We start from the raw sequence: 25,905 nt of genomic DNA on the forward strand, positions 1-25,905 counted from the left end.
GCGGGCAAGTGACCGGGCAAAATGTTCACATTAAGTTCTTGATTTTGGCGCCAAACAGGCGCCTATTTAGGCGGAGACTTTAGGAGAACGCCAATGGATGAGCGACAAAGACAGAGCATTCGCCTCGACGCCGAGATTTGGTTGGCTATAGATGAGTGCCGAAAACTGCGTCCTGGCAACGTATCCCGGAACACTTGGATCGCTGAGGCGGTTCTTGCCAAACTGTCTGATGAACTACAGCAAGGCAATCGCACAGGAGCACCCATCGATGCCTAGTTTCTTCGAATTTTTTGCTGGTGGCGGAATGGTGCGAGCCGGATTGGGTGCTGGATGGGATTGCCTGTTCGCAAACGACTTTGATCGCAAGAAGGGTGTAACCTATTCCAAAAATTGGGGCGACGAGTCTTTATTGGTTGCTGACATTCGAAACCTATCATCAGAGGACTTCCCTGGTAGCCCTGACCTAGTGTGGGGGTCCTTCCCCTGCCAAGACTTGTCTTTGGCAGGAGCTGGTGCGGGCCTACAAGGAGATCGCTCCGGTACGTTTTGGCCGTTTGTTTCTCATATTCGTTGTCTGAAGGACGAAGGGAGAGCGCCAAAAATTCTAGCGCTCGAGAACGTACTGGGAACTTTGACATCACATGATGGCAAAGACTTTGCAGCGATATGCTCCGCACTAGACGAGCTTGGCTATGCATTTGGTGCACTTGTTGCTGACGCTGCGGATTTCGTTCCTCAATCTCGACCAAGACTGTTCATGTTTGGGGTGTCGAGAGAGATAGCAAATGATCTACCGAACGTCTCGAGTTCGCCGACCAAACACTGGCATCCATCGCGCCTATTAAGGGCGTACCAAAAGCTTCCCGAGCAATTGCGCGCAAACTGGCGGTGGTTCAGCCCACCGACACCCGGCGAACGGCAAATGAATTTTGTAGATATCGTAGAAGATAACCCAAGTTCGACAACTTGGCACACTCCAAAAGAAACAACCGCACTGTTGTCAATGATGAGCGAGGTCAATCTTGCAAAAGTTGAGACGGCGCAGCGGGCAAAAACCCGGATGGTCGGCACAATCTATAAGCGCACAAGACATGAGCATGGGATCAAAGTTCAACGTGCGGAGATTCGCTTTGATGAAATAGCTGGGTGCCTCCGTACACCAGCAGGAGGGTCATCACGGCAGTTGGTGATGGTCGTTGACGGGCCACGAATTCGCTCTCGGCTAATTTCAACGAGAGAAACTGCAAGGTTGATGGGACTATCAGACAACTATGAACTTCCAGAACGTTACAACGAGGCTTATCACTTGACTGGAGATGGCGTGGCGGTTCCGGTCGTCCGGCACCTGAGTGCTCACCTCTTCGAGCCAATAATCGACCAGGCAAACGCAGAATATTTGGTAAGACAGTTTTGAGCGAAATTCCTTGCAACAAGAATGAAGACTTGCGGAAGAAAATTCTCGAGTTTTCGGAAGTATTGAAGACCCAGGCACACACCTTGGGTGATCATGGCCTGGACGAGCAAGACTTCTATCAATCTGGGCTCTTTCGAGGGTCGATAGAAAGGATTCGCGGACAGTTCTCGGCCTCCATGAAAGAGAAACGTGCTTTCGTGGCGCTAGTGCTGAGCTACATGCAGGACGAAGGTTTTGTTGCCGACTGGGGCTCTGCGGGGGAAGCCAACAGGCATGACTATTTTGTTGAACTGAACAATGGCAGAACTGCAATAATTGAACTGAAAGGCTGTTTAGACGGCAACAACACCAATATCTTTGAGCGCCCGCCACACGCAGACGAATTTGTTATTTGGAGCGTTTGTAGCAACCCGGGTGCGGACCCACGACATAACGTGTGGTCAGGCATCCACACGCGGTTGAGTGCTGAGATGATCGATCGCGGCCAACGCATCGACGGTTTGGTAGTTTGGGACTGGATTTGCGGCACAACAGCACGGCCTTGTCCAAAAGTGGCGCTGGACCCTGGTTGTCTAACTGAGGTTGGACAGTACAAGCTGCCTCCACCATGCATTTATCTGTTCCCGGGAACTGTCCCCAGTCCGAGAAATAATCCCAAACCTCGCGTGAACCAGATTTCCGACGTTGGGATTCTACAAGCGATGCATGAGTGCTTCAGAGGTAATCCAAAAGACGTGAATTCCGTTGAGATCGAAGTCGCACACCACGGCGCTGAAACTGTTCGAACGACGACAATCAATCGTGACGGCGCCAAGCAAAAAACGACTGAACCCACACCAATTCGTCGTTCGTGATGGATACGCATTCTCGGAACAGCGCTAGAAGGAGGTAAGGTGAAATTGCTCGAAACCTCCATGCACCCTGGAGTTGTCCTCAAGGAGCTATACCTTGATCCTTTGGAGATAAATAAGTCCGCTTTTGCGCGGCGACTGAGCGTGCATCGAACACGGATAGAGCGCTTGACCAAAGGCACAACTGGCATCACGCCGGATACAGCGCTGCGCCTTGCACGGGTGTTCAACACCACCCCGGCTTACTGGGTGAACTTGCAGACAAACTATGACATTGCCCGAGCGGCAAAGGAGATCGATGTGTCTGGTATTGAGCCCCTGGTTGCTGCGTGGTCGGATTCGACTGCCGATGGTTCGGTGTAAATTGAGGCTGATAGCGGCTAGATACCGTAAAGGGCTCTGAATTGCGCGACCAAATACTCGAACATCCCTGGAGCAGGCTCAAACACTTGCCTCGAAACGAGCGCCCCATCTGGGTGCTGGTGCATCGGCTGGCCGCTCTCGCGATCAAACCAATTATGCGTTATCTCCGCAGCATCAAAGACTGCGCGGTTGAGTGGAATGTCGGCAAACGGATTGTAATAGATATGCAAGCCGTCCAAGTGTGACTCCTGATATCGGTCAGAACCGCAAATTCTCACATCTGACCCGGCAATGAGACCCTGGGAAACGAACCTAAGTGAAATTCGGTAGTCTCGAGGATTCTCAAGACGATGAGAGACACCCAGATTGCTTCGGGCATCTGCAAGTTCCGAAGCTGTTTCTCGCGTCTGTCTATAACGAGTTGACCGAACGACTCTGTCGATCCCGCTTGCGACAACCGCCTTACCGTATGTGCCGGTCGTCGAGAAAACGACGGCGCTGATTTCCTTGTATGAGTCGTTCGTGAAAATCCCCAGTTCAACGGGAGCGCCCGACGGTTTCGAGACTGAAAATACTTTCTTTTGAACGCCCGTGAGTAAGGACCCTTGATCAGGGGCTTCGATACCAAAGAGAACACGATTGATGATCTCGTTGTTCTGCATCAAGGAATGATCACTGTTAAATGGAGCAACTGCTATGACAAATGGGCGGCCTTTGACGTGATCCAAAGTTGAATATGGAGACTTGTTGCCCTTCTGGCCAAGATAGATATCCCGCTTGTCTTTGATCTTGCCAGCAAGCTTCAGTGTATTCAGAAGCTTGAAGTCCGCCTCCTGATCTTGGTTAGGATTTCTTGCCGGTTCTTGAGAACGATCAGAAATCACAGCCTCAACATTAAACTGATACCCACTTGGGCACTCCACGCTGAAGTCAGGACTGGCCTTTGTGTAGTCAACCTTGAATCCCAGCTCAGCAAAAGCTCTGTTCAAGTAAATTTCCCAAAATGCAGAGTTAAATGTCGTTTGGAATTCGGTGACAAATTTCTTCTGTTCACCTCGACGATCCAGAAGGCCCTCTGCCCAAGATTGGATAACCTCACGGACCGGACCGGCACCAGGGTCTCGAATGATTTGCCTGAAACTCGGGTGGAGGCGTTTTTCGGGGAGCTTTGTTTCAAATAGGTTCATGAGCTCCGTTTAGGTCCCGCCAAGTGGAGTGTCGATGTTTGATCGCCAACGCCATCCTCAATGCCTCAACCCCGGCTCCGCATGAGCCTCTTGGCTGTCTAGCTGTCCTTCAATCTCTCGGCGGCGGCCTTCGCTAAGGTCAAGCTCTGTTGCAAGCTCTCGTTCAGCGTCTTGTAGCTCGCCTCTTCGTTCAGCAATCCGCTCAAGGCCTTCATGGATGCGGCCTGCGAACGAATGAGCAAGGTCACGCAGTCTTTCAAGCCAGCCAGCTCCCTCTCGATCCTGCCGGTCGAGCGTGTCTCCAAGGCGGTCAAATCCTTCGCGGAGGCCTCTGAGGCCGTCACCAACCGCTCGACGCAGGCGAGCAAGTCGCGTTCCAAGGCTGTCAGTTGGGTCATCTAATCCTCCTCGATCCGTATGCAGGTCACCTGCTGGCCGCCCATCGTGCAAGTGCGCAGGCGTGTCTTCGATGGGTCCAGGATCAGCCATGTCCCCTCGGGCCTCTCGATCCGTGTCAGGCCCAGCTCCGTCAGTTCCAAGCGTGTCAGATGCACCGTCCAGAAATAGCTCGCGGCCATCATCGAGGCGATCCCCGTCAGCACCATCCCTGCGATCAGCCAGGGCGAGATCGTCAGCCAGAGGCGGATCGATCTCAGCCGCGTCTCGAACATACTCGCCGTCTCGATCTGGAAGCGGCGCGTATCGCTCGCGATGGTATGCTGCGCGGCGCCCACAATGTTCTTCAAATCGATCCTGAAGCTCTTGAGTTGGGACGAGATCGAGGCGACGTGTTCCTGCCTGATCTCGTCGAGCTCCGCGTTCAGCTTCTCGCTCAGCCGGGTCGGCTTGCCAGTCTTCATGGAAAATCTCTCCTTTCAGCCGCCAGCGTTCGCCGGTCTCGGGATCGCGGGCGGTGATGTAGGCCTTGCCGGTGCGCGGTAGGTCGAAGCCTGCGTCGGTGAGCGCGTCGATCATGGTCGCGCGGTCCGTGATCAGACCCATATCGATCTGGTCCTGTATCCACGCGTGCAGCTCTTCTCGGCCCTGAGCGCGGGTCGAGGCCTCGACGGTGTCGCGGACGTCCTGCGCGCGCTCCACATCCATCGGATCGGCCCAACCATGGCGCTGGTTCATGACGTCCCGCAGGCTGTCATAGGCGTCCTGATAGCCGGGCGGCGCGATGTTGAGGCTCTTGCCGGTCGTCAGCTCCAGGCGCGGCGTGCAGAAGTGAAGCTCGACCCGGCCTTCGTGGCGATGGCGGACCCAGAGCACCTCATATTGCTCAGGGTCCAGCCCCGCGAAGGCCAGCCGCTCGAAGTGGTCCATGACCTCGGCCTGCTGGTCCTCGGTCGGATCGTCGCTGTCGGCAAAGCTGATCACGCCCGCGCGGTAGATCCACTGGTGGCGGCTGGCATCGATGAGGGCCTCAGTGCGTTCAGGATTGCCGCGCAGGACCTCGGGCAGCGGATCGCGGGTGACACTCACGGGCTGGCCATCGGCATCGCGGATCAGGTCGCGGTTGCCGTCATAGGCCAGCACGCGCTCGGCCACGAGGTACCCGACCGGCCCCGCGCCCGCGCCTTTGCCGTTGGGGAAGAACTTGATCAGCACCGCCGCGCCTCATCAAGAAGCGCGGCAAGCTGGCGTTCGATCACCACAAGACGGCGGGCGACGGTGAGCGTGTCGAGGTCGGTCCGCCCGACCTTAATGGCGTGGTTGAGCCAACGGGCGATCTGGTTGAGGTTGCCGCCGATGCGTCCAACGGCCAGCACAAGCGCCGGATCGACACGAGGGATGGGCTTGCGGCGGCGAGCTTCCGTCAGGCCAAGCGCCTCGCGAAGCAGCGTCGAGGCAGGTAGGCCAGCCGCCTCGGCCTTGGCGCGCATCTGGGCCTTCTCTGACGCGGTGCAGCGGAAGACGAAGGTCTCGGTCAGTGGCTCTTTCGCGGGGGCTTTGCCCGCGCCGGTGGGGTTCGAAGGGGAGGCTTGCCGCCCCTCGCAAGGTCCCGTGTCATCAGCGCCAGCGTATGACATGGGTCGCCTTGCTGTTTGCGCTTCGGTGGGATCGGTGATGCTCATGATCTGAGGCCCGCCGCCTGGATTTGCGCCTGTGTGACCAGCTCTGTGGCCAAGAGCGCATCGATCTGGCCGGGTGTGATGCGGCGGCACAGAGGGTGCTTGTCCGTCACCCAGTTCGCCAAGCCTGCCAGCATCTCGGATTCCTTGGCCTTCGTCTCTTCCCGGCTCTTGGCGATGTCCTCAACGTAGGCGCGCCAACGCCCAGACTTGAACCAGTTGTCTGAGAAACAGACCTTCGACCGGGTGAAGCCTGCGCTCTCGTTTGCGTAGGCCTTCACGGCCTGCAACAGGTCCGCGGCCTCTGTTCCAGCTTCCAGGATGTCCCTGATCCGCCCAAGACTCTCAGCCTTCCCGCGCACACGGTCGGGCGGGTAGGCGGCCAACACCTTCTCAGCTTCTTCATCCTCCGCCACCACGCGATCGCGCGAAGGAGGTTTATGGATGGTTTTAGGATGGTTTGGGGGCCATGGTGGCCCCGGTACCCCGGCCACAGCGGCCCCCGTTCCGGGGCCAGTCTGGACGGGGTCCACTGTGGCCCCCGTCTCAATATCGGGCTCGGCAGTCAGTTCCAGCGCTTCGATCCGCGCCAGATCGATCCGATACACGACGGTGAAGCCATTCTTGCACCCCCGCGCGCCAGTCTCGACCAAGATGCCTTCCTTCAGGAAGTCGCGGATCGTCCGCTTGACCGTGGTCTCACCCAGCTCCGTATGCCTCTGGATCGTCCCCTTGGAACACCAGATGCCCGAGCCATCATCCGACGCCTTGTCGGCCAGAAACATGATGATCTGCTTGCGCGTCGCACTCCCGAACTTTCGTTCGGCGCAAGCGTTTGCCACCCGCCAACTCATCGGATTGCCCCAAAAGCCGCACGGACGTGCGAATTTTGTACAGGTTTTGTACGAGATTTCGGTCGTTTTCGGAGAATTCGGCGGAAAATGAAACGGGCGTTTCTGCAGGCTTCTGCAGAACCCCTTGCAAATAAGCCATATTTTTCAGGTGGTTTTGGCGACCCCGGCAGGATTCGAACCTGCAACCTGCCCCTTAGGAGGGGGCTGCTCTATCCAGTTGAGCCACGGGACCGCTGGCGTCAGTTCTAGTTCAGCTGACGATGTTTGTCATGATCAGATATACGTCGCGCTGCAAGTGGTTGAAGCCCGGGTCTGTCCTGCGCTAACATCGGCCAACAGCACAGGAAAACATTGTGACAAGACCAAAACAGCGGCCGCTTACACTCCGGGATGTTTCAGAAGCCTGCGGCGTATCGGAAATGACGGTCAGCAGGGTACTGCGCAATCGCGGTGATGTGTCAGCCGCAACACGGGACAAGGTGCTGGAGGCTGCAAAAACGCTGGGCTACGTGCCAAACCAGATTGCAGGCTCGCTGGCGTCTCAGCGTGTGAACCTGGTGGCGGTCGTGATCCCTTCTTTGTCAAACATGGTATTCCCGGAAGTGCTCACTGGCATCAACCGGGCCTTTGAGGATACGCCGCTTCAGCCGGTGGTCGGCGTCACGGATTACCTGCCGGAAAAAGAGGAACAGGTGCTCTACGAAATGCTGTCCTGGCGGCCTTCAGGCGTTATCATCGCCGGTCTGGAACACTCGGATGCGACACGTGCGATGCTGAAGAATGCGGGCATTCCCGTCGTTGAGATCATGGACACAGACGGCACGCCCATTGACGCGATGGTGGGGATTTCTCACCGGCGGGCAGGTCGGGAAATGGCCGCCGCCATCCTGAAGCAGGGATATCACCGGATCGGATTTCTGGGCACGAAAATGCCGCTCGACCATCGCGCGCGCAAACGGTTTGAGGGGTTCACCGAAGCCCTCGCCAAGGCTGGTGTCGAAATCGAAGACCGCGAGTTCTATTCGGGTGGCTCAGCGCTGGCTAAGGGTCGCGAGATGACCGAAGCGATGCTGGAACGCTCACCAGACCTGGATTTCCTGTATTACTCAAATGATATGATCGGCGCGGGTGGTCTGCTCCACCTGCTGGACAAAGGCATAGATGTTCCGGGGCAGATCGGGCTGGCGGGCTTTAACGGCGTCGAGCTGCTCGACGGTCTGCCGCGTCAGCTGGCAACGATGGACGCGTGTCGCAAAGAAATCGGCACCAAAGCTGCGGAAATTATTCTCGAACGCAGCGCCCTTGCCGAGGATGAGACGCCGGAAGATCCCGGCCACGTCACCCTGTCCTCAAAAATCTCCTGGGGTGACACGCTGCGCCGATACCGGCGGTGACGAACACCCTTACCCTCACAAACACTCAGGCCCGGCGCCTCTTTCTCGACCGGCACGCGCTGTCGGAAACCCCAGCAGGCGATGCGCGCGGCGATGCATTGCTGGACCTGATCACACGCTTGGGCTTTGTGCAGCTGGACAGCATCAGTATTCTGGCGCGCGCGCATGATCTGATCCTGTTTTCGAGGCGGCCGAGGTACCGGCCGAAAGATCTCAAAGCCCTCTATGAAAAAGACCGGGTGCTGTTTGAGCACTGGACCCATGACGCCGCCGTCATTCCGATGAGCTTTTACGGGTGGTGGCAACTGCGGCGCGAGCGTGACGCAGCGCTGTTGCGGAGCAGATGGCGCGACTGGCGGCGCGACGGGTTTGAGGCTCAGTTTCAGCCGGTGCTGGACCAGATACGCGAGGAAGGGCCCCTGTGTTCTTCCGACGTCGGCGCAGGCGAGAAACGCAGTTCCGGCGGTTGGTGGGACTGGCACCCATCGAAAACGGCGCTCGAGTATCTGTGGCGTAGCGGCGCGCTTTGCGTTGTGGGGCGTGACGGTTTCAAAAAGCGATACGACCTGACGGAACGGGTGATTGACGAGGCGCTGTGTGGCCCGCTTCAGTCACCCGAAGATACGGTCAGAACGATCGACTGGTGCTGCAGCGGCGCTCTGGACCGGCTTGGATTCGCAACGCCGGCAGAACTGGCGGCATTCTGGGATCACGTCACACTTGCAGAAGCGAAGGACTGGTGCGCCAAAGAACTGGCGGCGGGTCGGCTTCAGCCGGTACGCATTACGGGTGCGGATGGTACCGCGCGTGACAGTCTGGCCCGCCCGGACATTTCGGATGATCCGGCACTGGACACAGCCCCTTGTTCCAGACTGCGTGTGCTCAGCCCGTTTGATCCCGCCCTGCGCGACAGAAAACGCGCAGAAAGGCTTTTTGGCTTTAACTACCGGATCGAAATTTTCGTGCCCGAAGCAAAACGGCAATACGGATATTACGTTTTCCCGGTCATGGAAGGGGACCGGCTGGTCGGGCGCGTGGATATGAAAGCATTCCGGGACCGTAACGCCCTGGTTGTGCGGGCACTGTGGCCAGAGCACGGCGTGCGCTGGGGCAAAGGCCGGATGGCCGCTTTCGAAGCGGAACTTGCACGGCTGACCAGACTGGGTGGCGTGACAACTGTCACGTTCGAAGACGGTTGGCTGCACGCACATGATCGCTAGAAGGTGCGCGGTACAAGGCTGCCGTGAAACCACGTCAGATAGGAATACACCGAGAAAACAGGCACGCCGGTCAGACGCGCGATATCAGGCGCATAGGGCACCATGTTGGTGCATTCCAGAATGATGGCACCGATGTCGGGCGCATCAGCGGTCATCTGCATGGATGCTTCTGACAGGTCGTGACGCGCCTGCGCGACATCGAGCGCCGTGTCGTTGCCCAGAATGCTGCGGGCAAAGTCAGTATCCTCGACGCCACATACGACAGCGTTCGCGGGCACACCCGCTACCGCCAGGTGTTGTCCGGTGAGGCTCGCCGCCGAGATGGTGAGGATACCGATGCGACGACCAGGGCCAAGCGTTGCCTGAATCTGGGCGGCCTGTTCCAGTGCCGATGCCGCGACCGGCACGCCAAGTTCTTTTGTCAGACGCGGGCGGATGAGCGAAAGGAATCCGCAGGTCGTCGCAATGCCGCGGCATCCGCAGGAGACGAGGTCCTGCCCGGCTGCAATAAAAGCCCGCACGAATGGTTCCGGGTCCTGGCAGACCACAGCCTGCGGTGTGGCACCGCGCACGACCGAATAGCGCACCGGGAAATCCCACGTGTCCGGGTTCCCGACATCCCCCGGGATACGCGGGAATTTTGTGTCGAGCATGAGGATGCCAAGCAGAGCAGGATCGGTGGTCGCCATTATTGCTGTGTGCCCCGAAGGCTGCAGCGAATCAATAGGTCGTGGCCGCCCGCGCCGCCTGGTCATACTGGCCGGACATCAGCCGCAGCAGGGTCGCGGCACGGCTGACCTGTTCCGGTTCCAAGCCAAGCTCAGCAACTGAGCTGAGCAGCAGCCCCTCGCGGATATCTTTGTATCTGACGCAGGTTTCCGCACCCTTTTCCGTCACTGCGACGGTCTTTTCCTTGCCCTGTCGCCCATCCTTCACAAGGCCCGCTTTAATCAGCTTTTTGATCGAATAATTGACCGTATGCGTGTCCTCGACATTCAGAACGAGGCAGATATCCGCAAGCTTCTTGGGTCGGTCCCGGTGAAAAACCGAGTGCAATACAAGCACATCCAGAGAACTGAGTTCCGGGTAGCCGGCCATGGAAATGGCCCGCACTGTCCAGCGCTGGAAAGCATGATTGCAAAGGATCAGCCCGTATTCGAGCTCTGAAATCTCTGCAAATGAGCCGCTGGCGAGATGCGCAGATGAAACGACGGGTCCGAGAAAGCTGTCTGACATGCCATCAGAGTGCCTGTCGATGATAAAATGTCAACAAATTGTTGACGTATTGTGAAAGTTGGTCAGTATTGACGCCGGGGAATCATGTCCCGGGGGAACTATGCCGTCAGGCCAGACCATTCCAGAGACGCCAAAATGACCGGACACGTGGTCATTGTCGGGGCAGGTATTGTCGGTGTTTCGACCGGCATCTGGCTGCGCCGTGCTGGCCTCGACGTTACAATTATTGACCGCGCGGGCCCCGGGAAAGGCACCTCACACGGGAATGCAGGCGTTCTGGCCTCGGTCTCTATGGTGCCGGTTACTGCCCCGGGTCTGATCCGTAAGGCACCGGGCATGCTCATGTCCCGGGACTTCCCGCTGTTCCTGCGCTGGTCTTACCTGCCAAAGCTGGCGCCCTGGCTGGTGCGCTACCTGGCGAATGCAAATGACAGTGACACCCGGCGTATCGCACGTGATCTGGCACCGATTGTGACGGATTCCGTGTCCCAGCATAAATCACTGGTTGCCGGTACAGACCTCGAACACTGGGTGACGGAAAGCGATTACTGCTTTGCTTACAAAGACCGGGCTGCGTTTGATGCCGACGCCTATACTTGGTCCTTGCGCCAGGATGCTGGTTTTTTGCCCGAGCTGATCGAAGGCCGGGACGTGCAGGACTATGAACCCAATCTTGCGCAAACCGGGCTGATCGCGGCGCTGAAGGATCATGGGTTCATCCGCGATCCGGGCGGATACGTTGCCGCCCTGGCAGACCATTTTGCAGAAGCAGGCGGACGCCTTGTGCTGGCTGAAGTGAAGGATTTCGATCTGACCGGCGGGCAGATCACAGCCGTCGAAACAACCGAAGGACGCATCGAGTGCGACCATGCCGTTTTGGCAACCGGTGTCTGGTCGCGCCCGATGATGCAGAAACTGGGGATCCGGGTCCCGCTCGAAAGCGAACGCGGTTACCACATCGTCTTTGAGGACGCAGAAAACGGCCCCTCGCGCCCGACGATGATCGCGTCCGGGAAATTCGTGGCGACACCTATGGCGCAGGGCGTGCGCTGTGCCGGAATTGTCGAGCTTGGCGGGCTTGAGGCAGGCCCTTCCAATGCACCGCTGGCCCTGATCCGGCGCCAGGTCCGCGATGCCTACCCGAACATGACCGCCAGAAACGAAATCGAATGGATGGGGCATCGACCCGCCCCCAGCGACAGTCTGCCCCTGATCGGCCAGATCGGCACCACTCAAGTCTGGACAGCCTTCGGGCATCACCACATCGGCTTGACCGGCGGTCCGAAAACGGGCCGACTGGTGGCCGGAATGATCGCGGGACAACCCACAAATATGGATCTCGCACCTTATGCGCCGGAACGTTTCCGGACATGAAAATAACAAACCACTCAACAAGGAGACCTCTATGAAACTCACAAACAGACTGATGGCTGGTGCTGCGACGGCTGCACTGACACTCGGTGCGGCGCTGCCCGCCGTGGCGGCCGAAAAGTGGGATATGCCGATGGCCTATTCCGCCTCGAACTTCCATTCGGAAAACGGTGTGACCTTTGCCGAGTGTGTCGGCGCAGGCACCAATGGTGAGATCACCATCGAAGTTCACCCGGGCGGATCGCTCTTTGCCGGCGCGGATATCAAACGCGCAATCCAGACCGGCCAGGTCCAGATCGGCGAACGCCTGCTGTCCGGTCACCAGAACGAAAGTGCGGTTTTCGGGTTTGACAGCATTCCCTTCCTCGCACCGTCCTTTGATGACAGCGAGAAGCTGTATGAAGCGGCCAAGCCAAAAATCGAAGCCCTGCTGGATGAGCAGAATCTGGAGCTTCTCTATGCTGTGCCGTGGCCACCCCAGGGCCTGTACTTCAAAAAAGAAGTCAACAGCGTTGCTGATATGGAAGGCGTGAAATTCCGCTCCTACAACAACACCACAAGCCGCCTTGCCGAGCTCACAGGCATGCTGCCGGTGACGGTTGAGGCTGCAGAGATCAGCCAGGCGTTTGCAACCGGTGTTGCTGAATCCATGGTGTCCTCCGGTGCAACCGGATACGACCGCAAGGTCTGGGAGAGCCTGACACACTTCTACGAAGTCGATGCCTGGCTGCCGCGCAACTATGTGATGGTCAACCAGGATGTCTGGGCGGACGTATCCGACGCCAACAAAGCAGCGATCCAGGCCTGCGCGGCAGAAGCCGAAGCACGCGGCCTTGAGGCGTCAAAAGCCTATACCCAGTTCACCATGGACGGCCTCGCAGCCGGTGGCATGACGGTGCAGCCCGCAGGCGACGCTCTGATGGCCGAACTGCGCGAGATCGGTGCAACCATGACCGCTGAATGGCTGGAAGCGGCCGGCGATGAGGGTGCGGCCCTCGTCGATGCGTTCAAAGCATCCCAGTAAGCTGACAGCGGCGGCCTCCGGTACCGGGGGCCGCCTGTTTCCCCGAATTCTGAACCTTCCGGAGTGGCGCCATGTCAGCGATCCGCAAGATACTCGATTTCCTGTACACAGCCGCCGGCGTTCTGGCCGCCCTGTGTCTGGTGTCCATTCTGCTGCTGATCGTAGCTCAGATGGTGGCGCGCTGGACCGGCGAAATTTTCCCGGGCGCGCCCAATTACGCAGGCTACGCCATGGCCGCGGCCAGTTTTCTGGCATTTGCTAATGCGCTGAACCACGGTGCCCATATCCGCGTGTCCATTCTGCTGAATGCGGTGGCGCCGGGCCCGAAACGGTTTCTAGAGGTCTGGTGTTTTGCTCTGGGCGCTGCTGTGGCCTGGTACTTCACCTATTATGCCTACTGGTTCGTCTACTGGTCGTGGAAATTCAACGAGGTCAGGATGCAGCGGCCCTGTGGATACCGCAGTCTGTGATGGTGATCGGCGGCGGGCTGCTGGCCATCGCGCTGACTGACAACCTGTTCCACGTCATCTTCAAAGGTGAGCACCGGATTGTCCGGGACACCGTTGACGAAAACTTCGAGGTGTAATCAGATGACTGAGATTTATGCGATAGTCCTCTTTCTGGTCGTTCTGTTCCTGCTGCTGGGCACCGGTGTCTGGGTTGGCCTGGCGCTGATGGGCGTGGCCTGGGTCGGCATGGAGCTTTTCACCACCCGTCCGGTCGGGGACACGATGATCACGACCATCTGGGCCTCCTCGTCCAGCTGGACACTCACGGCCCTGCCGCTCTTTATCTGGATGGGCGAAATCCTCTATCGCACACGATTGAGCGAGGATATGTTCAGGGGTCTTTCACCCTGGCTGGCACGTATGCCCGGCGGGCTGGTGCATACAAACATTGTTTCCTGCACGATCTTTGCGGCGGTTTCCGGATCATCGGCTGCCACCCTGACCACCGTCGGCAAAATGGCGATCCCGGAACTGCGTGCGCGCAAATACCCCGAAGAGATGGTGATCGGCACGCTCGCAGGTGCTGCGACACTCGGCCTGATGATCCCGCCTTCCATCGCGCTGATCGTTTACGGCGTGACCGTGAATGAGAGCATCACCAAACTCTTCTTCGCGGGCGTCTTTCCTGGCCTGATCCTTGCCGGGATGTTCATGGCCTATGTGGCCATCGTGTCAAAAACGTCGTCCCGCTGGAATCCCGTGATGGAAACCGGCATGAGCTTTGCCGAAAAACTGCAGAATTCGCGGTTCCTGTTGCCGGTACTGGCGCTGATCACCGTCGTGATCGGCTCGATGTACGGCGGCTGGGCCACTGCGACCGAAGCTGCGGCCATTGGCGTCATCGGCGCGCTGTCACTTGCCGCGGCGCAGGGATCACTGACCCTGTCGTCCTTCCGCGACAGTCTGATGGGCGCGATGCGCACTTCGGCTATGATTGCGCTCATTCTCGCGGGTGCTGCGTTCCTGAAACTGTCTATGGGCTTTACCGGGCTCCCGCGCGCTCTGGCGGATGGCATTGCCGCAATGGAACTGGCCCGGTTCGAACTGCTCATGGCCCTTCTGGTATTCTATATTATCCTCGGCATGTTCCTCGACGGCATCTCAGCCGTCGTGCTGACCATGGCCATTGTGGAACCAATGGTACGCGAGGCGGGCATTGACCTGATCTGGTTTGGCATCTTTGTGGTCGTCGTCGTCGAAATGGCGCAGATCACGCCGCCCATCGGGTTCAATCTGTTCGTCCTGCAGGGCATGACCGACCACGAGATGGGCTATATCACCAAGGCGGCCCTGCCCATGTTCCTGATCATGGTCCTGATGGTCTTTGTGCTGATCTGGTTCCCGGAAATCGCGACGTGGCTGCCGGATAATCTCCGGCAGACACCCGGCTGACGGTGGAGCGGGTTCTTTGGCTGATATCGGACAATGCGCGCGCCTGCCTGATCATCGGGTTGCTGCTGGGCCTCGGGCTTCCCGGGCTCGCAGCAGCTATGGCGCCCTGGCTGCCTCAGATGGTTGCGGGCCTGCTGGTGATCACTGCGCTGCGGATCGGACACCGGGCGGCCAACGGCGCATTGTCAGACCTGCGCTGGGGGCTGGGATCGGTCGCCCTGCTGCAGATGGTACTGCCTGTTGGCCTTTTTGCGGCGTGCCGACTCGCCGGAATAGACCAGACACCGGCCGCCCTTGCCATGGTTCTGGCAACTGCAGCACCGGCGCTTTCAGGTTCACCCAATCTGGCCCTCCTGCTGGGTCAGGATGCCGGTCGCATGATGCAGATCCTCGTGCTTGGCACGGCATGCTTTCCGCTCACGGTCTTGCCGGTGCTTGCGCTGGTACCACAGGCCGGTGCAGCGCAGGACGTCGCGTTGTCCGCCCTGAGGCTGCTGGCCGTTATTACCGGATCCACAGCGCTCGGCTTCTTTCTGCGGGCCCGCTTTTTTCCGGATCCCGCGCCGGATACGGTCCGGAGCCTCGATGGTCTTTCGGTTCTCGCATTCTCGGCCATCGTGATCGGGCTGATGGCCGCACTAAATCCGGCCCTGCGCAGCGATCCGGTTGCCGTTCTGGCCTGGGGTCTGCTGGCCTTTGCACTCAGCTATGGCATCCAGATTGCCGTTTACCTGCTCCTGTCCCGCAGCCCGCTGGACACCCTGGCCGGCCCGCTGGCCATCGGTGCCGGCAATCGCAATATCGCGCTTTTTCTTGTCGCTATGCCGGTGGAGATCATGGGACCGCTCATGGTCTTTGTCGGATGCTGGCAACTGCCGATGTACCTGACACCAATTCTGCTGCGCCGACTGTATCAGCCCGGGACGCCCTGACATGACCGACTATCCCATCATCCGCACCGTGGGCCTGACTGGCATTCTGGTCACATTCGCAAGCGCCATGAGCGAGGAAGCCAATAAGGCCTCTGTCGCTTTCCGCGCCGCCGTCGATGCACAGGACTGGCCCGAAGTTTCCGAAACCGCCATGTCGCTGGTATCTGTTTTCATCATCACCGATCTCGTCACACATGACGCGCACGCGTTGGTCGAACGGCTCCGCGCACTGCTGGAGACGCAGGACTGGCTGGCGGCCCCCCTGCCCGAAGGCCGCACTCTCTGGCACATCCCGACCGTATACGGCACGGATCTTGCACCACAGCTTGAGGAAGCCGCAGAGGCCGCAGGCGTCGACCCGGACGAAGCCATCCGCCAGATTTCCGGCACCCGGGTGAGAGTTCTGACGATCGGCTTTGCACCCGGCCAGCCCTATCTCGGAGAACTGCCTGAAAACTGGAACATCCCTCGCCAGAAGGATCTGTCCCTGAATGTTCCAGCCGGTGCGCTGGTGGTGGCCATCCGGCAGCTGGTGATCTTCACGAATACGACGCCCACCGGCTGGCGGCATATTGGCCAGACAGCCTTCCGCACCTTTGACCAGACCGGACCCGCACCCTTTGCCCTGTCCCCCGGAGACGAAATCACCTTTCCGCAGGTGTCGCGGGCCGAAATGGAAAAACTTCTGGCCACACACCCTGACGGGTACGGCGCGGCAGACCGCGAGGCGATCGGATGAGTGCGCAGCTGAAAATCCTGACCGCGGGTCCCGCGATGAGCCTTCAGGATCTTGGGCGCACCGGGTTTTTTGCCTCCGGCCTGACGCCGGGCGGGGCGGCAGATACACTGGCGCTCTATGAAGGGGCCGCTCTGCTCGGGCAATCCGCTGAGGTTGCTGCCATTGAGATGGTCGGTATGGGCGGCACCTTTGAGGCCACTGAAGACACGGTCATTGCCCTGACAGGCGCCCGGATGACAGCGCAGATTGACGGTGCCCCCGCCGTCTGGAACGCGAGCCATACCCTGCCCGCGGGCAGCAAGCTGAGCATCGGCGGGGCGCAGGCCGGAACCTATGGGTATCTGCACGTCGCGGGAGGCCTGGATGTACCAGAAAACATGGGCGCGCGCAGCAGCCATCTCAAAGCCGGCATTGGTGGGTTGCTGGGCGCGGGAGACACCCTGCCACTGGGCGCCGGACAGGGACGCGCGGGCTACCGGCTGCCGGATGCTGACCGGCTGAATGGCGGCACCATCCGCGTCGTGGAATCTGCGCAGACCAGAGAATTCAGCGAGGACACCATCCGGCGTTTTGGCGAAACGGCTTTCCGGCGCGATGCACGCGGGAACCGCCAGGGCGTGCGAATGGATCAGGACGGCGAGGGGTTTTTTGCCAGCGACGGGCTGTCTATTGTGTCCGAAGTTATTGTGACCGGCGACATTCAGGTCACCGGCGACGGTGCCCCCTATGTTTTGATGTGCGAAAGCCAGACCACCGGTGGCTACCCCAGGATTGCTACTGTCATTCCCTGTGACCTGCCCAAAGTGGCCCAGGCAGCAGTCGGCGCGCCATTACGTTTCGAGTTCATCAGCCTGGAAGAGGCTATTGCACTTGAAACCCGCGCCCGAGCGGTGCTGAAGGCCCTGTCCGGCATGGTCGAACCGCTGGTCCGGGACCCACACGATATTGCCGATCTGCTGAGTTATCAGCTGGTCAGCGGCGCTGTTTCCGCCATCGCGGATCCGTTTGAAAACTGAAGGAGACACGAGATGACCCGCGTAGACATCAACGCCGATATGGGCGAGAGCTTTGGCCCCTGGAAAATGGGCGATGACGCTGCTCTGCTGAAAATCGTCACATCTGCGAATGTGGCCTGCGGTGCGCATGCAGGTGACCCGGATGTTATGTCTGCGACGATGAAAATGGCCCTTGCGAATGGTGTCGGCATCGGCGCGCACCCCGGGTTTTCAGACCTGCAGGGGTTCGGCCGTCGCCGGATGACAGTGCCGCGGGCGAGCCTGCAGAATTCTATCCGCTGCCAGGTTGGCGCGTCCATCGGCATGGCGCGGTCCCTTGGCGCGACTGTCCGCCATGTCAAACTGCATGGCGCTCTGGGCAATATGACCTCCGAGGACGAGAGCCTGGCCCGCGACTGTTACGAAGCCGCTCTGTCTGTTGATCCTGACCTGATTGTCATGGTGCTGTGTGCCACGGCGCAGGAAGCCGCCGTACGCGATCTTGGGTGTGCCTGGGCAGGCGAGATTTTTGCCGACCGCGCTTATAATGACGACGCAACGCTGGTTGACCGCAGCCTGCCGGGCGCGGTGATCCATGACGCAGAACTGGCAGGCCAGCGCATGGTCGACATGGTGCAGGCCGGGGCCATTATCACAGAATCCGGCAAGCGGATCGAAACCAGCATCGATACGATCTGCTGTCACGGGGACACACCCGAAGCAGTTCAGATCGCCGCATCCGTACGCCAGACACTGGAAAATGCGGGCATCACGGTGGAAACCCTGGAGGGACGCCGCGCCTAAGTGCTGACCTCATCAGTATAAAAATCGACGTGGATGTGGTTCCCGTCAGGATCCCAGATGTTGAAAGCGACCGTATTGATCGCCTCGATCTCATTGCGGCGGTAGGTTTCGCCATGCTCTTTCAACCGGGCTTCAAATGCGGCGGCACCGCTGGCGCGGAAGGCAAAATGCTCCATTTTCAGCGCGCCTTCTGATCCGGCACCCGGCGGGTCCGTCACGCCGACCAGGTGCAGGACAACTGTCTCACCAGCGTAAAGCCATGCGCCGGGGAAAGGGAAATCCGGGCGGTATCCGTTTGTCAGGCCAAGAACCTCACAATACCATGAAACCAGCCGGTCGAGCTGATCTGTTCTGATGTTGACGTGATCCAGTCTTTGAATTTCCATACTGTCCCCCGGAGGTATTCGGTCATGCGTGACTGCATCCTGTCGATGACAGGCGGCCAGCACAAGCCACCTGTCAACACATCCGGCCGTTTCAGGTGATCCGCCTGGTGCCCTGCGCGCCACCATGGAACAACCCCCATGCGCCACGGCCAGCCCGCGACAACCGCCACAGCACCAGTGCGGTCAGACCCAGCGACATGACTTCGGCGGCCGGACCGGCATACCAGACGCCGGGCTCCCCAAAGAAAAATGGCAGGACAAACGTCAGCGGAATAGCGAACAGATAGGGTTTAGAGAGTCCCAGCAGAGCCGAAACTGACGCAGACCCGATCGCCTGAAAATACGAGGCAACAATCATCAGCGGCCCCACCAGAAAAAACACGCAACTCATGACAGGCAGCAACCGGGCAACCTCCTCTATGACGAGCGCTCTGTCTGTGAAGGCATCTGCAATCGCAACCGGAGAAGACATGACAACGACCTGCACCACCACGCAGTAAATGAACGCAAGCCAGAGGGCCGTGCGCAGACTTGCATCGGAACGGTCCCAGAGCTCTGCGCCATAATTGTTTCCAGTGATCGTCTGCATCGCAAAGGACAGCCCGAGCAACGGCAGGAAGGTGAAGGTAATGACCCGCGTTATGATGCCATAGGCCGTCACCGTCTCGGGGTAATGTGTGCTGCCCACCCACTGGAGCGCGGAGATGATCGCGACCGAACCCAGTGACAGGCCCAGAAATCCAAGACTTTGCGGCACTCCGAGCGCGAAAATCCGGGCCCAACGCCTGAAAGGCGAATACATCACAAGTGCTTTGGGTGAGAGCACCGTGCGGCCTGAAATACGGAAAGCAAGAATGATCACGAAGGCCAGCATCTGTGCCAACGCCGTGCCATACGCAGACCCCGCCACCCCCATATCCAGCCGGGCAATCAGGACATAATTGAACCCGATGTTGGACAGGGACACCAGAAGGCTCATCGCCGCCATAAAGCCTACGCGCCCTTCGTTGCGGAGCGCATCAGAATTGACCGAAAGCACGAAGAAAAGCGGCGCACATAGCACCGTGATACGCAGGTACTTGAGCCCCATGCCAGCAATCCCGTCAGACCCATCCGAAAGAAGTCCGATCAGCGCAGTACCGAAACAGAAAAAAAACAGGATCAGGAGCACACCGAGACCAAGGGCCAGCCCGTGGGCACCTGAAAAAACGGCCCGGGCCGACGGGTGATCGGACGCCCCCAGATGGCGCGCCAGCTGGCTGGACATCCCGTTGGACACCAGCGCCGACAGCGCCACGATCAGCATGTACACCGGAAAAATCAGCGTAACCGCGGCCAGTGCCCCAGCTCCGACGTAATGCCCCAGAAACAGCGCATCCACGACGGACAAAAGACCGTTGGCGCCCATGACGATTATGACCGGCAATGCGGTCTTCAGGTAAGTGATGCCCAGCGGCCCGGCCGTAAAAGCATTTGTGGAGGTATCTGACATGTCCCGTGTTCCTCAAACCAGATCGCGCTGTTTGAGATGGGACCCGCATTGCCATCCGCGCGATATGCGGAGTGAGTTCGACAGAAAATGTCTTTGCAGGGCTTTACCATAACTGGCGTCTGCGGGTGGCGGGCGCCTGCAACCGTACGGCCGCGTAACCTGCTGCCCGCCCACAGTCAAGATTTTCCGCGCGCAGAGAAGTGAGCGTCCGTAATCGCGCCCGTATCGCCGGAATTTTTGCCTGATCCTCCTGGAGCGCGCGTGAAAGGTTGATTGTCACGGTAACGCAAATAAGCTGTTGGCGGCAATTTTGGAGAGTATCGGTGAAACTTCAGGCACTTGTGGATGACGCAAACCGGCACCTGGCTGAAACTGGCGCTGCCGACGGCTTTCACACCTGTGGCGTCCGCTCAATGGGCATCATGCGGACCAGCCGGACAAAGCGCTCCACGTGTTCTGTTGTCGAGCCGCTGATCGGTCTGGTGCTGCAGGGGAGTAAATCAGCACAGTACGGAACCGAAAGCGTGGTCTACCGGGCCGGCGACATGATCGTGATCGGACATGCGCTGCCCATGCTGTCCGGTCAGATAGAAGCGGCGCCGGGGGACCCCTATGTTGCGCTCTACGTCGGCGTCGATATGCACATTTTGCGCAGCGTTCACAGCGACATGGGTGGGACGCCGGATGATGCAGCGGGACGCGCGCTTATGACCGGTGCCGCCAGCGGGGAAGTCATTGATTCCTTTGCGCGTCTGTTTCGTCTGCGGCGCGATCCGGTGGAGGAGACGACCCTGGGCGCGGCCGCGCTGCGCGAGGTTTATTTCCGCGTTTTACGCAGTGACGGCGGGGAGGCATTGCGCAGGGTGATCCACGCAGACGGCAAAGCCAATCAGGTCGCGAAGGCAATATCCTATATCCGCCAGGAATACCGCAACACGATCCGGGCGTCGGACCTTGCCGAGATTTCGGGCATGAGCGCTTCGGTTTTTTATGACACGTTCAAACGGATCACGGCGAACAGCCCATTGCAGTTCCAGAAAGACCTGCGTCTCACAGAGGCGCACAACCTGCTCCGGCAGACCACACGACCGATATCTGACATCGCATACAGCGTGGGATATCAGAGCGCGGCCCAGTTCAGCCGCGAGTTTGCCAAAAAGTTCGGCACACCGCCACGTGCTGTTTCCGCGGACCCATCCGGCCGATCCTGCCAGATTTCCGGCATTCCGGAGAATCGCGCAAGTCTTCCGGAAAAAACCCGGTGTGCCGAATTGCTGCCGGATCATAGATTTTCTCTGACGGAAACGGGTCATGAGGCCCGCAGACATGAGGAACACTATGGCTCAGACAGATCAGGTACCACTTCAATCAGGGTTTCACGCAAAAAGCACACCGGCTGAGGTGCTCGCGGGTATCGACCTCTCCGGCAAAACCGCAATTGTAACAGGAGGATACAGCGGCATCGGACTTGAAACCGTTCGGGCACTCGCCGGACATGGCGCTTCGGTCATAGTGCCCGTCCGCTCAGAGACGAAGGCACAGGAAAATCTGAACGGGCTGAGCGGCTCGGTCAGAACGGCGGCAATGGATCTTGCAGATCTGCAGTCGGTCAGAAAATTTTCGGATGATATCTCCGGCGAAACAGGCACGCTCGATTATCTGATCAACAATGCGGGCATCATGGCCTGCCCTTTTGCAAAAGTAGGTCCGGGTTGGGAATCGCAGTTCGGGATCTGTCACATGGGGCACTTTGCCCTGACAAAAGCACTTCTGCCGCTGTTGCAGAATACGCCCGGCTCACGTGTCGTTGCATTGTCTTCGACTGCACACAAAGTGAGCGACGTTCTGTGGAACGACATCCACTTTGAGCGCACAGAGTACAACAAATGGCAGGCATACGGTCAGGCAAAAACGGCCAATGCCTTGTTCGCAAATGGTCTTTCCCGCAGGCTCCGAGACACGGGCGGGTTTGCGTTTTCTGTGCACCCGGGTGGAATTTTTACACCTCTGCAACGCCACCTCCCCAAAGAGGAAATGATCGCACTCGGGTGGCTGGACGAAGACGGAGAGCCCTCTGAACTGGCGAAGGCCGGCTTTAAAACACCCGAGCAGGGCGCATCGACGACCCTGTGGGCTGCGACTTCAGACGCGCTGGACGGAAAACCCGGTGTGTACTGCGAGGACACGGATATCGCAGGTCTCACTGATCCTGACAGCCCGATGTCCCGATACTATGGCGTTGACCCGCATGCCTGTGACGATGAGGCCGCCGAAAAGCTGTGGGACATCAGCGAAGCTCTGCTCCGGAGCGCTTAGTGCACCCATCCGGTCGCAGGGCGTTCGGCGCCGCGACCCGGATGACAAACGCCGCGTGACGCTGATATGCCCTGCCCGGTCAGTTCAGTGTGCAGGACGTTCCTTCGACACTTTTCACCTCGATGATAACGGTGCGCGCGAAAAGCTCTTCGAACGCGTTGAGTTTGTCCTCGGTTTCAAGCTGCACAGAAGACATCCACGTCCTCTGCTCCTCTGACATGGACGCATGTGTGTCGAACAGCCTTTTGGCCTCAAATGCCTCCCGGAGTTCTTGCTCCTCTGATTGACCACTAAGAATTTCAAAACCGGTGAGCGGTGAACTCTCGCCTCTGCCAGCAACCCACACTCTTGACGCTTCTTCCGCATTCAGCTTTTCCCGAAGCAGCACGAGTGCCCCCATGCGGCGCCCCTCGGCGAGTGCGTGATTGAAATCATCCTTGGTGTATCCCTGCGGAATGGCACCCAGCCACAGACTGCTGGCATGACCCTGCACACCGATCGCAATCCGGGCCGTTTCATCAGTGCGCAGGCAGGAGCGGATCGCATCCACGACGACTTCGAAGTAGGTTTTGCTGTCATCGCCGGCCGACACCATCGGCGGTTTGAAGCCGGCATTTGAAACCCCGAAACGGTAGGCATCCAAAGGTACCCTGATTTCCTTTTCCCTGATCGGATCCGGAAAGAACGGCATGAAAAGACTGTTCTGTATTGTCACCCGTTCCTGCTGAGCACCGGGCAGGGTCACATGGGTCACGAAAGGCGCAACCCGCCGGGTTTCATCAAGACGCACGGTCGGAGACACCACAAACGAAGCCGCCGGCGTCTGAGGAAGGATCTGAGGTGCGCCCCGTTCAATGATCAGCGGTATGACCGAATGACTGGCTTGCCGGCGCAGCGCCGCCAGCTGTTCCAGTGCGTCGGTGTTGTTCCGGATCAGGCGGGCCATCACGTCTCCGGAGGTCACCCCCGCTTCGCGGATCGCCGCGGCAATCTCGCCAACACCCTCCAGCCGGGTCTGAAAATTCTGCGTGACCGTTCCGGGCTCGCCAGTTTCCTGCACCTCTGGAACAGCTGTCAGGTCCCCCTTCAGGATCAGCTCCAGTGTCTGAGCTTTGGTCATCGAAGGCCCGAAGCTCTCTCTGATCGACCGGAAGACCTCGGAAAACTCCTTCTGTTCCTCCTCGCTTGCACTCCCTTCGGCCATTATTGCGAACAACATCTTCTGCGCGCTCACGACGTCCTCGCGCAGGGCAAGCGGGAAAAGTTTGTCCGGGGCGTCGATGCCTATGTCCTTTGCAAAGAAAACGCCATCTTCACAGTCAGGCATCCTCGTCAGGCGGACATCTCCCACCGGAAGAATGCCGGTAACCTTTTCCCGCGCCACGGTTTCCGAAAGCAACTCAGGGAAAAACCACCGCGCGAACAAAAGACCCGGTGCGTCCGGTTCAGCTTTGCCCGCGTCCTCACCGACCGTCTCGAAACTCAGCCTGACAGGTTTCACATAATACGTAGACGGCGTCGCTGATGTCAGTGTGCCTTCTTCCATAAAACAGGTCTGCCCGTTCTCCAGAACCGACACATATGCCCTTGGCTCAGGATCCGGCAACATCAGCTGAATAAGCACCAGAAAGGCACCGGGTATCAGCAAAGCTGCCGCATTATTCCGAGCCATGCGCAGCTTGCCGTTTCGTGCAGACCGCGCGAAATCAAAAGGACGGAACTTTTTCACTGACATCCTGTTGGTTACGATCTTCGAAAACGGTTCGGGTGCAAACCGGACTGCCCGGCTTTCGAATTCCGGTACATAGAGACCGCTCCAGAACATGATCCTCATGAAGCGAGACATTTTTTCCGGCTCGACAAAGGATGGGTCGGTCATCCGTTCGAAGGATTCGCGGGTTCTCAGCTGTAGCCGCTGCATACGCTTGGCCCGGTTGCGGATCCCGATGAAAATAGAAAACGTCCAGGTCGAAACAAACGTCAGAGTCAGGAAAATTCCTGCGTTGTCATGCAGTATCAGTGCTGTGTTGCCTGCAAAAACCGCCTTGGTCAGCAGCGTAACCAGAACCGCCCAGACAAAAGGCAGCGGACGATAGAATGTCTGTACTTCTGCGGCGCGGGACACGGACATGGATTGATCAACCGCGCCCTTGATCATCCTTTTGTGGCAGAACTCCCGCACAAGCTTTTCGAGATTATCCGCCGAGCGGCCAAGGAAGATTTCTGCCTGCTTTGCAAAGTTTTCCGCATTGCCCGCAAACAGTTTTGTCTGACTGACGCCGTTGCGGATTTTCTCCTCTGACATTTCCACTTCGTCTCTGCCGGCGTACGGATGCTCCGGATTTCCGACCTGCTCCGTTTCCGTGGCAAGAAGTTCAGCCAAACGGACAATCTGCTCCAGCCTCGCCTGCATTTCGGCTGCGTCAGCTGCACGTCCTTCACGCAGGGCCCGGCTTTGAATTTCAGAGCTCTTGGCAACCCGCGAATAAGCGTTTTTGAGCCGGTGCACGTAGGTATCTGTGTCCTGCTCTTCGACGATCCGCTGACCCGTCATGTGGTCGAGCAGAAGCTGAACACGGTTTTCCAGTTCGGCGCTGTTCAGGCGAAGCTGATAACCTGATGAGGTATCATCGCCTTCCAGCCCGGTGTCCGGCTGCTTCAGCCGGTTGATCAGCTCTTCTTTGCCGAGCAGGTTTTCCGTGTCGCTTTCAATAAGATATTCCCTGTCAACACCGTCGTCCGGGATAATCCTGTCCAGTCCCGACGTGATCCTTTCTGACAGACCGGCTGCGAATTCGTCAGCCAGCTCGAGAAAACTCCAGATATTAGCGGAACGGTTTTCAGCTTTTTCTCTGAGGCGCTCAGTCAGGGTGCTCCTCTGTGCAATGGCCGCTTCGGCGTCCTTTGGAATCGCGCGCAGTCTTTCCCGCCGTGGTTCCTGCCCGGCAACCGCCTCAGCCAGAGCTGCCTCAGCCTTCTGAAGCGACTTCTCAAGTTCGGATTTTTCTTCATCCCCAGGGGAGGAAGACAACCGCGTCTGCAACGTTTCCATCTGCGCACCCGCGTTGTCGGCTGCCCTTTCCAGCGCGCCAAGGCTCCTCTCCAGTTCTTCTTTTTCTTCCGCCAGCTGCTTTATCTCGCTGGCAAGCCCCTCCTCCCGGGCGCGGTCTTTTTCCAGCGAAACGTTAATCGTATCTATGCTCTTTCGCTTGTTCACGAGATCATCGCGGATGTCCGTGAACAGCTGAGTGACTTTCTTGTCCGATGCCTCCCGCAGGGCTCTGTCGGCCGACAGTTTTCCCGCCTGCGCGGCATTCAGGAGATCAGTAATCCGGTCTTCATAAATCATCT

At 58.6% G+C, this 25,905-nt stretch carries 23 protein-coding genes, 1 tRNA gene and 1 pseudogene; 15 read left to right on the plus strand and 10 right to left on the minus strand.

Annotation, left to right across the window (positions count from 1 at the left end):
• Nucleotides 1-229: 229 nt before the first annotated feature.
• From AB4K19_RS15845 to AB4K19_RS15855, 3 genes are read left to right on the plus strand one after another with little or no spacing between them, the layout of a single operon-like run.
• Nucleotides 230-1,414, plus strand: coding sequence for a DNA cytosine methyltransferase (locus AB4K19_RS15845; RefSeq protein ID WP_436398280.1), 1,185 nt, complete (start codon nt 230-232; stop codon nt 1,412-1,414).
• Nucleotides 1,411-2,268, plus strand: a complete 858-nt coding sequence (locus AB4K19_RS15850; RefSeq protein ID WP_436398281.1) for a hypothetical protein — start codon at nt 1,411-1,413, stop codon at nt 2,266-2,268. The genes AB4K19_RS15845 and AB4K19_RS15850 overlap by 4 nt, the downstream gene beginning before the upstream one ends.
• 39 nt (nt 2,269-2,307) lie before the next feature.
• A complete protein-coding gene (locus AB4K19_RS15855) occupies nt 2,308-2,628 on the plus strand; it encodes a HigA family addiction module antitoxin (protein WP_436398283.1) in 321 nt (106 codons plus the stop codon).
• Between the two features lie 17 nt (nt 2,629-2,645).
• Here AB4K19_RS15855 and AB4K19_RS15860 read toward each other — a convergent pair whose 3' ends face one another.
• From AB4K19_RS15860 to AB4K19_RS15880, 5 genes are all read right to left on the minus strand, one after another.
• Nucleotides 2,646-3,815 (minus strand): hypothetical protein, encoded by a 1,170-nt coding sequence (locus tag AB4K19_RS15860; protein WP_375229255.1) that lies wholly within the window; start codon nt 3,813-3,815, stop codon nt 2,646-2,648.
• A 57-nt stretch (nt 3,816-3,872) separates the two neighbouring features.
• Complete coding sequence (locus AB4K19_RS15865; RefSeq protein WP_375229256.1) at nt 3,873-5,426, minus strand: relaxase/mobilization nuclease domain-containing protein; 1,554 nt, start codon at nt 5,424-5,426, stop codon at nt 3,873-3,875.
• Nucleotides 5,420-5,893, minus strand: a complete 474-nt coding sequence (locus AB4K19_RS15870; RefSeq protein WP_436398285.1) for a plasmid mobilization protein — start codon at nt 5,891-5,893, stop codon at nt 5,420-5,422. The genes AB4K19_RS15865 and AB4K19_RS15870 overlap by 7 nt, the downstream gene beginning before the upstream one ends.
• Nucleotides 5,890-6,732, minus strand: coding sequence for a hypothetical protein (locus tag AB4K19_RS15875; protein WP_436398287.1), 843 nt, complete (start codon nt 6,730-6,732; stop codon nt 5,890-5,892). The genes AB4K19_RS15870 and AB4K19_RS15875 overlap by 4 nt, the downstream gene beginning before the upstream one ends.
• A 167-nt stretch (nt 6,733-6,899) precedes the next feature.
• Nucleotides 6,900-6,976, minus strand: a tRNA-Arg gene (locus AB4K19_RS15880).
• 187 nt (nt 6,977-7,163) lie between these two features.
• Here AB4K19_RS15880 and AB4K19_RS15885 point away from each other — a divergent pair.
• Together AB4K19_RS15885 and AB4K19_RS15890 are read left to right on the plus strand one after the other, a co-directional pair.
• Entirely contained in the window at nt 7,164-8,138 is a 975-nt protein-coding gene (locus AB4K19_RS15885) for a LacI family DNA-binding transcriptional regulator (protein ID WP_375230911.1), read from the plus strand.
• On the plus strand, nt 8,135-9,358 hold the full coding sequence (locus AB4K19_RS15890) for a winged helix-turn-helix domain-containing protein (RefSeq protein WP_375229259.1): 1,224 nt from the start codon (nt 8,135-8,137) through the stop codon (nt 9,356-9,358). The genes AB4K19_RS15885 and AB4K19_RS15890 overlap by 4 nt, the downstream gene beginning before the upstream one ends.
• On the opposite strand, the gene AB4K19_RS15895 is transcribed toward AB4K19_RS15890, so the two are convergent.
• Nucleotides 9,355-10,047 carry an aspartate/glutamate racemase family protein gene (locus AB4K19_RS15895; RefSeq protein WP_375229260.1) on the minus strand — a complete coding sequence of 231 codons (693 nt, stop codon included), beginning with the start codon at nt 10,045-10,047 and terminating at the stop codon, nt 9,355-9,357. The genes AB4K19_RS15890 and AB4K19_RS15895 overlap by 4 nt on opposite strands.
• Nucleotides 10,048-10,078: 31 nt before the next feature.
• Nucleotides 10,079-10,594 carry a winged helix DNA-binding protein gene (locus tag AB4K19_RS15900; RefSeq protein ID WP_375229261.1) on the minus strand — a complete coding sequence of 172 codons (516 nt, stop codon included), beginning with the start codon at nt 10,592-10,594 and terminating at the stop codon, nt 10,079-10,081.
• A 135-nt stretch (nt 10,595-10,729) separates the two neighbouring features.
• On the opposite strand from AB4K19_RS15900, the gene AB4K19_RS15905 reads away from it, so the two are divergent.
• The 8 genes and pseudogenes from AB4K19_RS15905 to AB4K19_RS15940 all read left to right on the plus strand — a co-directional run bounded on the left by AB4K19_RS15905 (nt 10,730) and on the right by AB4K19_RS15940 (nt 18,360).
• A complete protein-coding gene (locus AB4K19_RS15905; protein WP_375229262.1) occupies nt 10,730-11,968 on the plus strand; it encodes an NAD(P)/FAD-dependent oxidoreductase in 1,239 nt (412 codons plus the stop codon).
• Between the two features lie 31 nt (nt 11,969-11,999).
• The gene (locus AB4K19_RS15910; protein WP_375229263.1) at nt 12,000-12,989 is read left to right on the plus strand and encodes a TRAP transporter substrate-binding protein; all 990 of its coding nucleotides are present in this window, start codon (nt 12,000-12,002) and stop codon (nt 12,987-12,989) included.
• A gap of 71 nt (nt 12,990-13,060) precedes the next feature.
• Nucleotides 13,061-13,575, plus strand: a pseudogene (locus AB4K19_RS15915) (TRAP transporter small permease).
• 4 nt (nt 13,576-13,579) lie between these two features.
• Complete coding sequence (locus AB4K19_RS15920) at nt 13,580-14,890, plus strand: TRAP transporter large permease (protein ID WP_375229265.1); 1,311 nt, start codon at nt 13,580-13,582, stop codon at nt 14,888-14,890.
• A 2-nt stretch (nt 14,891-14,892) separates the two neighbouring features.
• Nucleotides 14,893-15,822, plus strand: a complete 930-nt coding sequence (locus AB4K19_RS15925; protein WP_436398289.1) for a hypothetical protein — start codon at nt 14,893-14,895, stop codon at nt 15,820-15,822.
• Between the two features lies 1 nt (nt 15,823).
• A complete protein-coding gene (locus AB4K19_RS15930) occupies nt 15,824-16,561 on the plus strand; it encodes a 5-oxoprolinase subunit B family protein (RefSeq protein WP_375229268.1) in 738 nt (245 codons plus the stop codon).
• Nucleotides 16,558-17,577, plus strand: coding sequence for a biotin-dependent carboxyltransferase family protein (locus AB4K19_RS15935; RefSeq protein ID WP_436398290.1), 1,020 nt, complete (start codon nt 16,558-16,560; stop codon nt 17,575-17,577). Before AB4K19_RS15930 ends, AB4K19_RS15935 begins: the two co-directional genes overlap by 4 nt.
• A 12-nt stretch (nt 17,578-17,589) precedes the next feature.
• On the plus strand, nt 17,590-18,360 hold the full coding sequence (locus tag AB4K19_RS15940) for a LamB/YcsF family protein (protein ID WP_436398291.1): 771 nt from the start codon (nt 17,590-17,592) through the stop codon (nt 18,358-18,360).
• Here the strand turns inward: AB4K19_RS15940 and AB4K19_RS15945 are convergent.
• Nucleotides 18,357-18,746 (minus strand): VOC family protein, encoded by a 390-nt coding sequence (locus AB4K19_RS15945; RefSeq protein ID WP_375229271.1) that lies wholly within the window; start codon nt 18,744-18,746, stop codon nt 18,357-18,359. The two genes, AB4K19_RS15940 and AB4K19_RS15945, sit on opposite strands and share 4 nt — an antisense overlap.
• Nucleotides 18,747-18,837: 91 nt before the next feature.
• On the minus strand, nt 18,838-20,238 hold the full coding sequence (locus tag AB4K19_RS15950; RefSeq protein ID WP_375229272.1) for an MATE family efflux transporter: 1,401 nt from the start codon (nt 20,236-20,238) through the stop codon (nt 18,838-18,840).
• Nucleotides 20,239-20,561: 323 nt separating this feature from the next.
• On the opposite strand from AB4K19_RS15950, the gene AB4K19_RS15955 reads away from it, so the two are divergent.
• Together AB4K19_RS15955 and AB4K19_RS15960 are read left to right on the plus strand one after the other, a co-directional pair.
• Nucleotides 20,562-21,638, plus strand: coding sequence for an AraC family transcriptional regulator (locus tag AB4K19_RS15955; RefSeq protein WP_375229273.1), 1,077 nt, complete (start codon nt 20,562-20,564; stop codon nt 21,636-21,638).
• Nucleotides 21,577-22,554: an oxidoreductase gene (locus AB4K19_RS15960; protein ID WP_375229274.1), complete on the plus strand. Its 978-nt coding sequence runs from the start codon at nt 21,577-21,579 to the stop codon at nt 22,552-22,554. Before AB4K19_RS15955 ends, AB4K19_RS15960 begins: the two co-directional genes overlap by 62 nt.
• A gap of 79 nt (nt 22,555-22,633) precedes the next feature.
• On the opposite strand, the gene AB4K19_RS15965 is transcribed toward AB4K19_RS15960, so the two are convergent.
• Nucleotides 22,634-25,903 carry a hypothetical protein gene (locus AB4K19_RS15965; protein ID WP_375229275.1) on the minus strand — a complete coding sequence of 1,090 codons (3,270 nt, stop codon included), beginning with the start codon at nt 25,901-25,903 and terminating at the stop codon, nt 22,634-22,636.
• Nucleotides 25,904-25,905 lie beyond the last annotated feature (2 nt).

It is taken from the genome of Roseobacter phycocola, from assembly GCF_042055075.2.
GTDB lineage: Bacteria > Pseudomonadota > Alphaproteobacteria > Rhodobacterales > Rhodobacteraceae > Roseobacter.